General features: G+C 40.5%; 12 protein-coding genes and 1 other RNA gene. 2 read left to right on the top strand and 11 right to left on the bottom strand.

All coding sequences use genetic code 11. The annotated features are described in order from the left end of the window. Nucleotides 1-66: 66 nt before the first annotated feature. Both GQS54_RS15955 and GQS54_RS15950 read right to left on the bottom strand, forming a co-directional pair. Complete coding sequence (locus GQS54_RS15955; protein ID WP_166424959.1) at nt 67-1,707, bottom strand: sulfotransferase; 1,641 nt, start codon at nt 1,705-1,707, stop codon at nt 67-69. Between the two features lie 93 nt (nt 1,708-1,800). Then, a complete protein-coding gene (locus GQS54_RS15950) occupies nt 1,801-4,701 on the bottom strand; it encodes a TonB-dependent receptor (protein WP_166424958.1) in 2,901 nt (966 codons plus the stop codon). 679 nt (nt 4,702-5,380) lie between these two features. Here GQS54_RS15950 and GQS54_RS15945 point away from each other — a divergent pair. Further along, entirely contained in the window at nt 5,381-5,650 is a 270-nt protein-coding gene (locus GQS54_RS15945; protein WP_166424957.1) for a late competence development ComFB family protein, read from the top strand. Nucleotides 5,651-5,672: 22 nt separating this feature from the next. Here GQS54_RS15945 and ffs read toward each other — a convergent pair. Both ffs and GQS54_RS15935 read right to left on the bottom strand, forming a co-directional pair. Beyond that, nucleotides 5,673-5,769: signal recognition particle sRNA small type (gene ffs / locus GQS54_RS15940), an RNA gene on the bottom strand. 117 nt (nt 5,770-5,886) lie between these two features. Next, nucleotides 5,887-6,936 (bottom strand): Glu/Leu/Phe/Val dehydrogenase, encoded by a 1,050-nt coding sequence (locus GQS54_RS15935; RefSeq protein WP_166424956.1) that lies wholly within the window; start codon nt 6,934-6,936, stop codon nt 5,887-5,889. A gap of 220 nt (nt 6,937-7,156) precedes the next feature. Here GQS54_RS15935 and GQS54_RS15930 point away from each other — a divergent pair, with 220 nt between their 5' ends. Next, nucleotides 7,157-7,624, top strand: a complete 468-nt coding sequence (locus GQS54_RS15930) for an Lrp/AsnC family transcriptional regulator (protein ID WP_158772279.1) — start codon at nt 7,157-7,159, stop codon at nt 7,622-7,624. Between the two features lie 106 nt (nt 7,625-7,730). On the opposite strand, the gene hppD is transcribed toward GQS54_RS15930, so the two are convergent. The 7 genes from hppD to pspB all read right to left on the bottom strand — a co-directional run bounded on the left by hppD (nt 7,731) and on the right by pspB (nt 15,030). Continuing rightward, nucleotides 7,731-8,834, bottom strand: a complete 1,104-nt coding sequence (gene hppD / locus GQS54_RS15925; RefSeq protein ID WP_166424955.1) for a 4-hydroxyphenylpyruvate dioxygenase — start codon at nt 8,832-8,834, stop codon at nt 7,731-7,733. Between the two features lie 201 nt (nt 8,835-9,035). Next, nucleotides 9,036-10,592 carry a transcriptional regulator TyrR gene (tyrR, locus tag GQS54_RS15920; protein ID WP_166424954.1) on the bottom strand — a complete coding sequence of 519 codons (1,557 nt, stop codon included), beginning with the start codon at nt 10,590-10,592 and terminating at the stop codon, nt 9,036-9,038. A 130-nt stretch (nt 10,593-10,722) separates the two neighbouring features. Further along, on the bottom strand, nt 10,723-11,523 hold the full coding sequence (gene phhA, locus GQS54_RS15915; protein ID WP_166424953.1) for a phenylalanine 4-monooxygenase: 801 nt from the start codon (nt 11,521-11,523) through the stop codon (nt 10,723-10,725). A 158-nt stretch (nt 11,524-11,681) separates the two neighbouring features. Further along, nucleotides 11,682-12,755 (bottom strand): TIGR01620 family protein, encoded by a 1,074-nt coding sequence (locus GQS54_RS15910; protein ID WP_166424952.1) that lies wholly within the window; start codon nt 12,753-12,755, stop codon nt 11,682-11,684. Continuing rightward, complete coding sequence (locus GQS54_RS15905; RefSeq protein ID WP_166424951.1) at nt 12,752-14,176, bottom strand: YcjX family protein; 1,425 nt, start codon at nt 14,174-14,176, stop codon at nt 12,752-12,754. Before GQS54_RS15905 ends, GQS54_RS15910 begins: the two co-directional genes overlap by 4 nt. A gap of 159 nt (nt 14,177-14,335) precedes the next feature. Further along, nucleotides 14,336-14,797: an envelope stress response membrane protein PspC gene (gene pspC / locus GQS54_RS15900; protein WP_166424950.1), complete on the bottom strand. Its 462-nt coding sequence runs from the start codon at nt 14,795-14,797 to the stop codon at nt 14,336-14,338. Beyond that, nucleotides 14,794-15,030 (bottom strand): envelope stress response membrane protein PspB, encoded by a 237-nt coding sequence (pspB, locus tag GQS54_RS15895; protein ID WP_166424949.1) that lies wholly within the window; start codon nt 15,028-15,030, stop codon nt 14,794-14,796. The genes pspC and pspB overlap by 4 nt, the downstream gene beginning before the upstream one ends. Nucleotides 15,031-15,032 lie beyond the last annotated feature (2 nt).

Below are 15,032 nucleotides of genomic sequence, written 5' to 3'. Positions count from 1 at the left end.
GTCATTAATATCGTTGGAAATTTAATTTTATGCATGAAAAATCATATTTCTTATTTTTAATTTGAATCAATAGTGTCGCGCTAATAAATCTTCGATTTCTTTAATTTGGGACTGATAATTCTGACTCCGGGACGGTAACTTTTGCAATGGTTGTCTTACTTGCCAAATGCTGGCCGTTTTAACTAGCTTGTTTGACTTATGGAAATCTAAATAAACGTCTCTCCACTCTAAATCACAATAATGAAATAGACTTGAGCAGACGTCTGTAGGCTTTTCAATCAGTTGCTCATAATTCACGGTAAAAATTTCACCCGGAAACGTTTTCAACCAATACTTTAATATTTTTTTATATTCCATGTAATAATGTGCAATATTATGTAATTTTGTAGAATAGTTTAACGAAGAACCCAATTGTTGAAAATAGATGGATACACATATGTCCAAAGGGTTTCTATCCGTACATATTATTTTTGCTTTGGGGAAAATAGCTTTTATCAAACCTATATTTTTAAAATTATCCAAACTTTTATCAACCACGACTTTGTGCGTTCCAAATAGTTTGCTTATCTGCTTTTTATAATTATCAGCGATTACACCATAATCTTTCGGACTTAATGAATTTTTGCTTTTTTTTGCATCATTAATACATTTATTTAATAAACTTAACTCCCCCCCTGAGCTGAGTTGAGGGTGTTCAGACAATATACTCTCTACTAGCGTTGAACCGCTTCTGAACATGCCGCACACAAAAATTGGTTGATAGTCATTATTGATACTATTCTTTTGAAGCCACGATGTCGTAAAATTTGCTGCTAATAGCCTTGTATCACCACTTACTTCATTAGGATTATAGGGACTCATCCGCTGGTCACCTAGTTCGTTGGCTCTTGTGTAATAGTAAAAAGCCTTTGGATAATCTCTTCTTTCATCATGGACCTTACCAAGCGCAAAAAGAGCCGTTTCTAACGTATCGGAATTTTTAGCAGTATAACTGACGGTATCAGTATAAGATTTGAGTTTATACACCTCTTTACTTTCCAGTGACAAGTCGTTCTTAGCGTACACAAGCCTCGATAAAGTGTTGATATTGCTGGGCTCAATGGCCAATATTTTCATATAGTATTCAATGGCAATTTCTTTTTCGCCTAACTCCTCATGTATTCCCCCTAGGTTATACAAAACGGGTACATAGTGTGAATTTATAGCTAACGCATTGGAGTAATATTTTATTGCGTTATCGGTATCATGGAGGTCTGAATAGAGCACGCCTATGTTTAAATAAACCTCTTCAGGGTCATTGATATGAAACTCAATGGCACGCAAATAGTTTGCTATTGCTCGCTCGCTTTGCCCTTCTTTTTTCAGAAACAGAGCAAAATTATATCTAGCATTAGCATTTGATGGATTTCTAGATATAAATTGCTCGTAGCATGCAATTCCTGCCTCTGGCTTTGACAATTTTCTGAGTAAGTCGGCTTTCTCTGAATAGTAAGTTAACTCGTCAGGAAATAACGCAATCAGATGATCATAGTATTCTAACGAAAAAGGATAGTCTGCTTGCATATTCTCAAGCTCTAGCAAGATGATATATAAAGGCTCCTTTTCAACTTTACCTTCGTTCAATAAGGTTAAACAAGCCTCTTTGGCTTCATTAAACTTATTGGCTCGAAATAAACCAATTACGTTATCTAGGTCTGGAATTTCCAAGACGTCCCTCTCAATATTATTTATCAAATAGACGAATAAAGCGTAAAAAAAAGGTCGGCTTAATAGCCGACCTTTTATTAATCTAATTAAATATTAGAAAGTAACTGTAACGCCACCAAATACATAACGACCTAATGCGTCGTAGAATCCAGGGAACGTATTACCATTACCAGTTCCAGAAGGAGCGTTCACAATGATAGGTGGATCGCGGTCTAAAATGTTATTCACACCTAGGCGTAAGCTAACGTTTTCGTGTGCCTGCCAGTTGGCGCTCAAATCTAAATAGTTCTGCGCGTCAATTTTGCCAGGTCCAGCTTCTTGACCAACACCTTCATATTCATTAACTTCAGACATGTGTCTCCATGTGGCCGTAACATTTACGTCCCAAGGAGAAACCCACGTCGCTTTGAAATTATGACGCCATTCTGGAGTCGGTTGACCACATACTGTTCTGTCCCAGAAGCCAGCACACTCGTCGATGTCGCCACCAGGAATAGATTGTGTCGCTAAAGAGTCAAGTAACGTTGCGATAAATCCAAGTCTAAGCTCGCCACCTTCACCTAGGTCCATCTCGTAGTTAGCATCAAAATCAACACCTTCCGTTTTCAAGTAACCGATGTTCAAATCGGTAGCTGTGATAGAAGATGTACCTACCCATAAGTTACCATTAGGGCCACGATTAATTAGATCACAGTACGCAGAGTTACCGGTGTCACCACACAACTGAAGTATTGTTGTTTCAGGAATTGATGAAATTGCATCTTTAACTTCAATTTTGAAATAATCAATGTTAAGAGTGAAACCCGGCAAGAAGTCTGGCGATAAAGCAACACCGAAAGAGAATGTGTCAGACTCTTCAGGATTTACTTCAGTATTTCCGCCAGTAATACTGTTGTACTGACCAGCTGGGCTTTCAAGCGCGCTAGTTTGGTACTGAGCTTCAGTCAAACCTGTATTAAGACACTGGTCTAACGTAAAGCCACCGTCAACACCACATGGATCAATATCCATGTTAAATAAACCAAGAGAAGAAGGACGGAACAACTCACGAATGTTACCGGCTCTTACAGCACGCTGAAAACTAGCTCTAACACGTGCTTGGTCGTTAATACCCCAGTTCATCGCATATTTGTATGTATTCGTTGTTTTATCAGTAGAGTAATCAGAATAACGATATGCTAGTTCTAATGTTAGTTCTTCAGCAAACTCTTTACCTTCTAATAACGGTACGTTTAATTCACCGAATATTTCTTTTACGCTAAAATCACCGCGAACACCCGCTGTAGGACCGCCCTGACCTGCGCCGTCACCAGATATGAAGCCAAAATCTGGTTCAAGAATAAGTTGCTCTTTACGATATTCCAAACCAGCAACAACACCAACACCAGTCGATGTTCCAGGAACTACAACACCTGCGTCAGTTAAATCACCCGTTACATAACCACTAACTTGAGTAGATTTAGTGTCGCCACGTGAATAAAGAGGTTTAATTAAATAAGCTAATGCTTCATCAGTGACACCACCTTCACTGAAGATATTCCATGGAACACAGCTTGGATCACTGCCGTCCAGCACAGATGCACATACTACTTCACCAGAATCAGGATCAGTTCGCGCGTCTAACGATTTCTTCATATGATCGACAGACAGCTCATTACGATAAGTTTCAAGATAAGAAACTGTTCCGTAGTTAGCGAAAACATCATAAGACCAATTTTCATCAATGATCCCACGAACACCTAACACACCACGCAATGACGTATGACGAAGATCATCTTGACGAGGACCGCCTTCAACATTTCGACGACCGATGTAAAAACCTTCATAATAATCTGATTCAGTCAGACCAGCAGCACCACAAGTTGCGTCAAATTGCTGATCTGAAAGATACGGGTTACCACAGAACAGTCGGTCTGTACTAAAGAAGTTACCTGATGGTGCAATTTGCGCAACACTGCGGTCATCCATGTAACTTAGTTCTGCATAAACCTCAGCATGCTCATTAACTTCATAATGACCCATTGCGCCAAATGTTTTACGTTCATCCGGGCGTTGGAAATAGTTTAACGGGCCATAGTTATATAGGTCAGTAAAGGGTACAAACTCTTCACCACTTAATTGGTAGTTAAAGGTGTCAAAATCAGTGAAACGACCTAGAGGAGTCGTACTTGAACCACCACATGCCATATCATCAGGTGAACCATTTATTGCACAAGAGCTGAAGTCACGTGAAGATTGAACGACGGCTTGAATATCTCGGAACGTACCGTACATGGTAACGTTTCCTCGGCCATCAGCGGTATTAGCACCAAACAAGAACGAAAAATCGTTAGCGTTACCGTCATCAACATTTCCGTTAGCAACTGGGAAACCAGAGCCTGATACTAGGTCTTGAATACCTGAGTTATCATTGTCGTGTTGGTAAAAGCTGTGTTGATAGTCAAAGGAGAAACCTTCGAAGTCATCTTTTAGAATAAAGTTAACGACACCTGCAACCGCATCAGAACCGTAAGTTGCTGATGAACCACCCGTCAATACTTCGATACGTTCAATCAACGCAGCTGGAATTTGGTTAACATCAGCGCTAATACCACCAGCAGAAGGTGAACCAGATGGTAAACGACGACCGTTTTGAAGAACAAGCGTACGCTCAGGACCAAGATTACGTAAATCGATTGTTGCAGTACCAGTCGCGCCGTTTGCTGTACCCGAAGTTTGTCCAGCAAAAACTGCTGGCATATCGTTTAAGATATCTTCTACGCGAGTAATACCACTGACTTTAATGTCAGCAGCTGAAATTTCAGTAACTGGACTAGCACTAACCATGTTAGCGCGCTGAATCCGCGAACCCGTTACTTGAATTTTTTCAATTGAAGCTTGGTCACCCGCACTAGCAGTTTCTTGAGCGTGTATATTACCTGATGAAATGGCTGTTACGGCACCAACTGCCATAGCCATACGAATCGACTTCGTCAACTTTGAGTTTGTAAACATGTATGTCTCCCTGGACCACTATATGTGTTTAGTGTTTATTCGCTAATGCGATTTTTTATTAAGTAAAGGTAGTGAACCTCTTATCCATAATATCCATACGATAGTACGTTGGTCAACCTATCAAACTTAAGAATATTTAAAAGTTCAATTAGATGTAACAAAAAATATCGCTAATTAGTCACGAATTATTTACAAAAGTGGGCGGGGATTTGATTATATAACTTGATAAACAGTAGTTATGAAACAACGTCATGTGGGAGACCGCCATATTTTGCACATGGCATAAACTAATAAAAGACCAACGTTAGAAATTACTAATATTACCTTTCCAAATATCAGTCAAAAAAAGGCGCTCATTTATGAGAGCGCCTATTAGTCAATCACTAAGTTGGAAGCTTAAAAGCGCATTGACGCACTTAGACGCACGTATATTGGTGTTTGATGATTGTCAGCTAATCCCTAGTCAAGGTCATTAGGGAGACTTCCAATACCTTCAAATTCGCCTGAATTTCTCGATGAATAAAGTAGGAGTAAGTTGTGTCGAGTAATGCTTAGTTAGGTTAAAATTTTTCTAAGTGAAATACGCTAAGTGTCGTTATGTTGTATGTCTTACCAAAAACTTAGTAAATATCGGCGCTAAATGCTACGTTTGCTTTCAACAAGAAAAGTGGAGATTGAAATGAAACTTGATGATGATATTCATAATTACTATGAGCATTTGGTGCTTGCCCATATTGCACAGTTAAACTTGCCTTTACATAAAGAGGAAGATTACATTGCTGATCTTTGTTGTTTAGCGCTTAATCAACTCCCTCCTCGTTACATTCGTTACGAAGTCGATATGTCATTTTACTTAGCACAAAGTGAACGTCAGCAAATGGAAATGAACACCCAAAATGCTGTAAATAAAGCGATAAGCTTTTTAGATAAAAGTGAGAATAATAATTAAAGTCTGAAAAGATTGGGTGGCGGTCCTCCAGCCACATTCCGGCACATGAGTCGTCTGCTGCGGCTGCTCCCTTCCAGGCCTGACCGAGTCCACAGAGTATCATTGCGGAGGGACCAAAGGACCACCATAGAAACTCGCCTAAATGATGATGTTATTCGATATCATTTAGGCGGCGCATTATGACAAAACTACATTCAGATGCAAGCCACATCCGCGATTAGTTTCCTTTTTCCACACTATTTTTTAAATTTTTCTTCAGCAATCGAATTGGCCACGATGTTTGTGGCTAAATTTTGCGCATCCCCGCGCATATAAATTTCATTTAGGGTCTGGCCGATTTTCTCTAAATGCGTTTTCAGAGCTTCATTTGAACTCGATATTTGCTGATGATATATATCAATTATGCCTCCCGCGTTAATTACGTAATCTGGTGCGTACAAAATCCCCTTTTCACGCAATAACTCACCGAGGTTATCTGTCGCTAACTGGTTATTCGCAGCCCCGGCGATAACTTTCGCTTTTAATTGACCTATCGCCTGATGATTAATTATCGCGCCCATTGCGCAAGGCGCCACAACATCAACATCTAATTGTAATATTTCATAAGGAGATACCACCGTAGCATCTAAATGTTTTTTTGCTCGCTCAAGGTTTTCGGGGTATATATCAGCAACATATAACTCAGCGCCTTCTCGGTGCAAGTGCTCTGCTAAACGATAGCCAACATGACCTAATCCTTGTATAGCGATTTTTTTACCTTGCAGGTCTGTACCAAATTTATATTTAACGGATTCCTTTAATCCCACAAACACGCCGTATGCAGTCGATGGTGAAGGATTTCCATCCGCCTCTTCTCCAGCAAAATGATAGCTAGCTTTCGTACCGGCTATATAAGTAGACTCCTGTGCCATTAGCTGCAAATCACTCACTGACATTCCTGAATCTTCTGCACTAATGTACTTACCATTTAGACTCTCAACAAACCGCCCCATCGCTTTCAACATTTCGGGGGTTTTGTGCACCCTTGGATCACCAATAATAACGGCCTTACCACCACCTTGATGAAGATTTGCCATGGCGGCTTTATATGTCATACCTTTTGATAATCTCAGCACATCATTTAGCGCTTCATCTGAACTCGCATAAGGCCACATTCTACAACCGCCTAAAGCGGGGCCTAGATAGCTATTATGAACGGCAATAATCGCTTTTAATCCCGATTCTTTGTCGTGGCAAAAAGCAACATGCTCATGTTCGTCAAATTCGATATGGTCAAAAACAGACATTTATTTCTCATAGTTAGGTTTTTAATGCGTAGCTTATATTAGCTCAGATCAAAGAGGACATGCGTTGCGATGTTATTATCCCGTAATTACCCCACTGCAACAGTAGTCATTATCCCAGAGTTAATATAGGATATGCATCCTAATATCTGTGCTTGAAAATGATAATATTTTTCAGCATGCTAGCCGCGAATTTTACTTCGCTATAAATTGAAAAATAATGATGAAATTGGACAAGTTTGACCGCGAAATTTTAAGAGTAATGCAAAAAGATGCTACCGTTTCTATGGCTGAGTTAAGCCAAAAGGTCGGATTGTCCCATACGCCATGTTGGCGACGTGTTAAACGCATGGAAGCAGACGGTATAATTTTGCAAAAAGTGACCTTACTAAACAGTAAGAAACTTAATTTAGGCGTCTCTGTTTTTATTTATGTGACGTTAAAAAACCATGATGGGGAGTCATTAAATGACTTCGAGAAGGCAGTCCAAAGTATTGATGAAATTGTTGAGTGTCATACTACTAGCGGTGAAAAAGACTATCTATTGAAAGTGATTGTAGAAAGCATTGAAGAATATGAACACTTACTCAAGTCAAAATTAACACATTTACCTTTAGTGGATCATCTCAGCTCCACATTTGCCTTGAAGCAGGTAAAAAACACCACTGAACTGCCTATTAAACAACAATAGATTTCGTTGGTGAAGCAGGTTCACCTGCTTCACCAACGACAAGGCCAAATTAAAAATTACACATGCCAGTCTACTACACCAGTTAACTCTGAAAAAAACAGAACCGCTATAGAGAACCGACTTCAGTCTTTGTATTTTCGTCAATCACGCCACGGCGTATCTGGTCTTGTTCTATTGACTCAAAAAGAGCTTTGAAGTTACCTTCACCAAATCCCTCGTTCCCTTTACGTTGAATAATTTCAAAAAATACCGGCCCTATAACCGTATCCGTAAAAATTTGCAGTAAAATACCATCCTTCATCGGTGCTCCATCAATCAGAATGCCCAAGTCCCGTAAGGTGGTCAGGTTCTCACCATGGCCAGAAACTCGTTCATCTACTCCAGCGTAATAGGTATTTGGGGTACTCATAAACTTAACGCCTATATCACGTAGGGTCTTAACTGTTTGGTATATATCCTCGGTTGACAATGCAATGTGCTGAATTCCTTCGCCATTATATTCACGAATAAATTCTTCAATTTGTGATTTATCATCAGAAGACTCATTAATGGGAATACGTATTTTTCCACAAGGCGACGTCATCGCTTTACTGACCAGACCTGTCAGTTTACCTTCAATATCAAAATAACGAATTTCTCTAAAGTTACCTAAGCACTCATAAAAGTTGGCCCAGACAGCCATGTTGCCTCGTTTAACGTTGTGAGTGAGATGGTCGAGAGTTTGGAGTCCTGCGTCACATAGACGCATTTTTTCCTGCCAATTTGGGTAAAATCGAAAGTCGACCTCGTAAATTGAGTCATCAGCATATCGGTCAACGAAGTAAAGCGTGCTTTCGCCAATTCCGTAAACAGCAGGTATATTAAGCTCCATTGCTCCAAGATTACCTTTAAACGGTTTCGCGCCGTTCTCAATTGCGTGTTCAAAAGCTACTTTTGCATCTTTTACTCTGAATGCCATGCCACATACGCTGGGTCCGCGAAGCCTAGCAAACTCTTCAGCTTGCGAGGCTGGCTCAGCATTAATGATAAAATTGATATCGCCCTGCTTAAATAGCCACACACGTTTTGAACGATGTTGTGCTACTTCGGCAAAGCCTAACGATGTAAACAACTTGGCCAAATCATTAATACCATTTTGATCTGCAGCCGTATATTCAACGAATTCGAAACCGTCAGTATTTAATGGATTGTAGTGGGTGTCTGAACACATTATTTTCTCGGTGTTAGTTGTGTTAAAACACTAATAAACCGCAAAAATAATGTGTTGGATAGGGCGAAGCGAGCGAAATCTAAAAACGAAAAACCGTGCAATAAGTAACATAAGGTTTACATTAACAACATGTCCGTTTTATACGGCATAGTACGCCATCTGCTCAAGCTTTTCTGTCAGCTTTACGCTACAGCAGCGTAGCTAAATCTTTACGGACTTTTTATTGATCCCATAGTCACGTAATTTATTAGCAATAGCGGTATGGCTCAAGCCAAGCTTTTTAGCTAATAAACGAGAACTAGGATAACTAGGATAAAGACGTTGCAGTATGCTCTTTTCAAAACGTTTAACTTCTTCATCTAAACTGCCCTCAAAGTTCTCAGTTATGAAACTCATCTTATTAGCGCTAGAGGGTATTTGAATATCCTCTTTACCCATTTCAGCACCTTCAAGTAACGAAACTGCTCGGTAAAGTACATTTTCTAATTGTCGCACATTGCCAAACCACGGATAGGCCTGAATATAATCTACACAAGATTTTGTTAATTTAGGTACTTTACGTCCAAGCTTCAAACTGTGCTGTTTCAAAAATGTCTCAGCCAGAGGAATTATATCCATTTTTCGATCCCGTAACGGCGGTATCCACAAGCTCAGTACATTTAGCCTATAATACAAGTCCTCACGAAAACGTCCTTCTTGCACCAATTGCGCTAAATCCTTTTGCGTAGTACATATAAAACGTACATCTACTTTTACCTCTTTGGTATCTCCAACGCGTCTAAATTTACCGTCTTGCAACACACGGAGCAACTTGGCCTGAAGTTGCGGCGACATGTCTCCTACTTCATCTAAAAATAAACTGCCGCCTTGGGTGAGTTCCAGTAATCCTTCTCTACCCGAAGTCTGACCAAATGCGCCAGCAGCGTATCCAAATAGTTCGGTTTCAGCTACGTTGTCAGGTAAAGAGGCACAGTTTAAAACTAAAAATTTAGCATCTTTTCGACGGCTCGCTTCGTGACAGGCATTTGCGATAAGTTCTTTGCCGGTGCCTGTTTCGCCATATAACATAATGGGTCCGTCAAGTTCTGCCATACGCTTTGCTTCCCGAATTACTTTTTTCATGGTTTTACTAGACGCTTGAATCGACATAAAACTGTCTAAAGATGCTTCGTGGAATACCGTAAGCTGTTGCCCTAGGCGTTGCTCTGACTTCAATATAAAAACCGCACCAGCTAAAATCGGTTCGCCACCAGAATCAGGAACCATAACGGGTAGAATATCCGCTAAATAATTTTGCTCTATAAAGCGTACTTTTTGGGTAATATTGCTGCGCTGTTTACTTTCCAACCAACGTAAAGTGTTGAACCCCTTCACCAGCTCATCAATTTCTACGCCAATTAGCGCTTGGCGCTCAGACTCTAAACTCGTCGTCACCGCATCATTTACCAGTAAAATGCGCCCCTTGGTATCAACCGAAAAAACGGGATCTGGTAAGGTTTGTAATAGTGCACGGAGTTGGTTTTGCTCTCTCTCAAGCGGCATAAAAGGAATCGTTTTAACATCATCGATTCCTTCTATTTTTCTGATTTTTGGCATCAAATGTTTAAAATCTTCGAAATCCATATTAGGAAAACTAAGGTATATTTTTCCCATTTCATTGATTTCAATGCCGCGTAAATCCACTTCATGGCTGACTAAAATGTCAAGGACATCTTGCGTGATACCCAAACGATCCTGACAACTTATTTCCAGACGCATAAAATTCTTACTTCAAATTATTGTAAAGATATTATTACACAATCAGCATGCGCAGCACATCAAATTAGCCTCAAAAATGGGCTATTAGATGGCTTATTTCACAGCAGGTTGTTACCAAATGTAAATATTACTAACCTGCCAAATTGGATTTTGGCTCGAATGTAGCAGGGGTTAATCCAAGTCTCTGACCTTCTTCTACCAATTGCATAATATTTGAGTTCGCCAGATCAAAAAGCGACGCCATTGAGTTAATCACATAATAAATAGGTTGGATAATATCAATTCTGTAAGGTGTTCGTATTGCATCTAACAAGTTCATATCTCGTCGAATAGCATCGTTATTTTCTAAGGCGAATTGTGTTTCTTTACTCGATGAAAGAATACCACCGCCATAAATTCGTAAACCACCTGCGGTTTTTACTAAGCCAAATTCCACGGTAAACCAATATAAGCGAGCTAAATATTGCCGCTCTTTAGGTGAGGCGGCATAGCCGAGTTTTCCGTATGTATGGGTAAAATGGGCAAATGCAGGATCCGTTAACAACGGACAATGACCAAATATTTCGTGAAAAACATCTGGCTCTTGTAAGTATTCAAAGTCCTCATTATTTCTAATAAACGTGGCAACTGGAAATTGCTTATTAGCCAATAATTTAAAAAATGAATCAAAATTAATCAGTGCCGGGACTTGTACTACCTGCCAACCTGTAGTGCTAGCTAACACCGCATTGATTTCGTGTAGCTGAGGTACGCGGTCACTTGGTAAATTTAACAATGCTAATCCACGAATGTATTCTTCACAGGCACGTCCTTTAAGCAATGTTTTTTGTTGGGTGACTAAGCGTTGCCAAATTTTATTTTCAGAATCGCTCCAATGAACAAAACCATTTTCATCTGCTGTGTGAGAGGTGTATTTCGATTGCGTAGTCATAATAACAAAACTGCCATATTTGAGTCATTCTTGGGGCCAAGTTTACCCAAAGCTGGCGAGATCTGAAGTCATGCAGCAGTAACAATAATTTCACAAATCGTAAACATTAGGCTACAAGTGTTAGGCATAATCGTCTGGTCTTTTGAATTATATTGTCTTTATTTCAATTGCTTGTGTAGGTCGGTCAATATTTTTTTACTGAGTTGATTTAGTCCGGGTCGTTTTACTGATAACCATGGTAATGGTCGACAACTATGAATCGCGTTTAAGCCAATCCTTGCGGTTAACACACCAGCCCCCATACCCTGAGCGATACGAGTCGAGAGCTTTCCTGTTAAGCTGGCGCCCAGTGCATAATTACCAGCATCTGAGATAATCTCAGCCGCTCCTGCATAAAGCATGCTATGAAAAACCTGACGTATCAACGCGACTCGTCCCCAATAACCCAAATGTACCCCATAGACTTCACTGACTTGTTGCATCATCCGAATATTACGCCACAACACAATAGCCATATCCAATAATGCAAACGGACTCACCGCGATCATCACGCTGGATGCTCCAGCATTACGCATCACTTTAGCCAAGGCCTCTTGGTCTACTTTGGCGATAACTTGTTGCTCAAATAAACTCAACACCTCCTTATCGGTGTGATGCTCATCGATACTTTGTTGCCATAATCCAATCGCATTTTCGTATCCAGGCGGTAAAGTCTCGGCAATGTCTAAACAGTGTTGTTTGGCTAAACCAATGGCGGGCGTAGCATATAAGTCCTTGGATGTTTGACGGGAGGCGCTCTGCTTTTTAAGCCTTCGTAAGCCCCGCCACTCGCTATAAATTGCCCCCATCAGCAACACGAATATAGAAATCCCTACTCCTAACCACAAGGCACTTATCCAATCTTTAAGCAGATACATATCGCGGATAAAAAGGCCCAACTCGACAAAACTAAGCACCAACACAGTGACACTTAAGCATGCGATAAATTTTCCTATCCAGCGTTTGCGTTTAATCGTCCCTGTGCCCGAGTCAGTTCGGTCTGCTTCCTCTAAATAGTATTCTTCTTGATCAAGCGCTTGCCACTCCATTTGCACATCTAATGGGGTTGCTTGGCGAATATTCTCAGCATGATTAGGGTCCAATTCGGCAGGCAATACAATCTTCGATTTAATCGACGGATTACTCATTGCTATATCAACTGTATTTTTCGAATTTTCTTGATTACTGCTCATTGAATTTTATCCCCTAAAATAAATTCCAAGACTCTATCCATCCGAATATGAGGTAGCGCCTGATTTTCAGCTCGGTTTGGCGGTGCGAATTTAGGAAAATCAAATCCCTGACTTTGCCAGAATTGATTGTCTGGGCATTTAGATGGCACATCCCCAGGGAATAACCGGATAGGATCCCCAGCCTGATCGCTACCTTGTAAAATTTGAATATTTTCACCTTGATGAACTGTCTTTCCTGCCCGAGACGCCCGAATCGCAGCAATAGCTGTTGATTCTGTCGATACACCATCAAATTGCATCTGTTTTCGGGCGTTGTGTAACATGGAATCAAGTAATTTAACTAGGTTGCTTTGCTGATCAGGGGTAACGTGATCCGCCTTACTCGCAGCAAAAATTAATTTATCAATTTTAGGTGAAAAAAGACGAGATAAAACATTCGATTTACCGTATTCGAAACTGGTTAACAACCAATTAAGCGCCCGTTGTAGATCGTTAAAATGAGCACTGCCATGATTCAATGCAGATAAACAGTCAACCAAAACCACTTGACGATCAAATCGTTTAAAGTGTTGAACATAAAACGGCTTTACTACCTGCTCCTGATAATGTTCATAGCGCCGAAAGAGTAAATCTCTATTACTACCCTTTTTAGCATTGTTGTTCGCCAGTTGCTGAATTTGCTCTTCAGACAGCGGAAAAAAATCTAGTACTGGCGCCCCAGCGAGTTCTCCAGGCAAAATAAAACGCCCTGGTTGTAATAGCTGAAAACCAGCAGCTCTGCATTTATGTAAATAATCGGTATACACACTGGCTATATTTTTAAGCAGCAACTCGTCTCCGACGTCACCTAAATTTAGGCTTTCTCGCAGCGCAAGAAATTCAGCCGCAATTGGCTGTCGTTCATTGGAGCGAATTTCTTGCTCGCAATGTTCAGACCATTGTAAATAATCCATTTCTAATAATGGTAAATCCAGCAACCATTCTCCGGGGTAATCGGTGATATCCAAAATCAACTTTGCATCTTCGCTAATGTAACGTGATAAACCATGATTTTTACGATATCGAATATGTAATCTTACTTGGCTAATGCCGGTAGTAGATTCGGGCCAAACGGGTGGATTAGCATTAAGTGCCTGCATTGCGCGTTCGTACTCAAACCGGCGCAAACTTAAATTAGGCTGCGCTTCGCGCTTTACTCCATATAAACGCTCTTCACGTACAACCGAGAAAAACGGTAACTCAGCGCTATCATTTGCCTCAAGGAGCTGGTTGATAATAGACGTAATAAACGCTGTTTTTCCACTGCCACTTAATCCTGTAACAGCGAGATTAAGATGCCTGTCAGCAAGCCGAGCTCCGGTCACCTTTACGTTTCGTTTTACTTTGTCGATAAAATGATTGCTATTTAAGTATTTTTTCATCGCGACTTCCTAGTTGACGTGCGTCCAGCGCTGAGCAACAAATGTTATTAGCTGCTAGATATTTTATATGGAGTCCAGATGTGGAATTCAAAGGGGGAGTATATCGGCCCTATCGTTTTAAAAACGTCTTTAGGCCGATTTAAGGTGTAACTGCTGAATTTATAAGTTATTAATCTCTCGATTTAACTGGTACTGGGCAGATGTAACATAGGTTTCAATCTGTCTTAAACGCACTTCATTTTTTTCAAAGCGCTGCTTAATGTCAACGAATGCTTGCTTGGGTGGCTCACCAGATTGCCACACTTTTGACTTCACTTTAACTTTCTCATCTTCGTCGTCATTTGCGTTGTGCCAGCCTTTGCCTTTGGTTCCAGATTCACCGTGATTGCTGCTTGTGCCCTTGAAATGCGAAGGCCCGTGGCGTGTAGATTTCTTTTCTAAAATAAACCAGGCCGCGACATAACTAACAACAATAAATGTACCAGCAGTTAAGAAGAAAGCTGACACCACTAAAATGCGTACTAGCCATAACTCGATACCAAAATACTCGGCAACACCCGCACATACCCCTGCAATCTTTCCTTTGTCAGGATCCCGTGTTAACTCGCCTCGCGTTTTCATACCTTATTTCTCCACTGGGGTGCCTCAGCATCTAAAATAGACTCTAACGTATGTATTCTATCAGCCATTTTGTCTGCTTGATCCGCTAAGCCCTGCAATGTAGCGTATTCCTCTTCAGTCAATCCTTGGCTAATCTGTTTTTTACTGCGGTAATGCAAAATTAACCAAATCGGGGCGACAATCACCATAAATATGATGATTGGCGCAATAATTATCCCAATGATATCCTCCACAA

Source organism: Paraglaciecola sp. 20A4 (assembly GCF_011378905.1).
Taxonomy (GTDB): Bacteria; Pseudomonadota; Gammaproteobacteria; order Enterobacterales; family Alteromonadaceae; genus Paraglaciecola.
Note: the sequence above shows the minus strand (reverse complement) of the source record. Positions and strands in the feature narration are given on the sequence as shown.

Coding starts and splice junctions, on each gene's coding strand:
- GQS54_RS15950 (WP_166424958.1), bottom strand. CDS start 4,701: ATGTTTACAAACTCAAAGTTGACGAAGTCGATTCGTATGGCTATGGCA.
- GQS54_RS15945 (WP_166424957.1), top strand. CDS start 5,381: ATGAAACTTGATGATGATATTCATAATTACTATGAGCATTTGGTGCTT.
- GQS54_RS15935 (WP_166424956.1), bottom strand. CDS start 6,936: ATGTCTGTTTTTGACCATATCGAATTTGACGAACATGAGCATGTTGCT.
- GQS54_RS15930 (WP_158772279.1), top strand. CDS start 7,157: ATGAAATTGGACAAGTTTGACCGCGAAATTTTAAGAGTAATGCAAAAA.
- hppD (WP_166424955.1), bottom strand. CDS start 8,834: ATGTGTTCAGACACCCACTACAATCCATTAAATACTGACGGTTTCGAA.
- tyrR (WP_166424954.1), bottom strand. CDS start 10,592: ATGCGTCTGGAAATAAGTTGTCAGGATCGTTTGGGTATCACGCAAGAT.
- phhA (WP_166424953.1), bottom strand. CDS start 11,523: ATGACTACGCAATCGAAATACACCTCTCACACAGCAGATGAAAATGGT.
- GQS54_RS15910 (WP_166424952.1), bottom strand. CDS start 12,755: ATGAGCAGTAATCAAGAAAATTCGAAAAATACAGTTGATATAGCAATG.
- GQS54_RS15905 (WP_166424951.1), bottom strand. CDS start 14,176: ATGAAAAAATACTTAAATAGCAATCATTTTATCGACAAAGTAAAACGA.
- pspC (WP_166424950.1), bottom strand. CDS start 14,797: ATGAAAACGCGAGGCGAGTTAACACGGGATCCTGACAAAGGAAAGATT.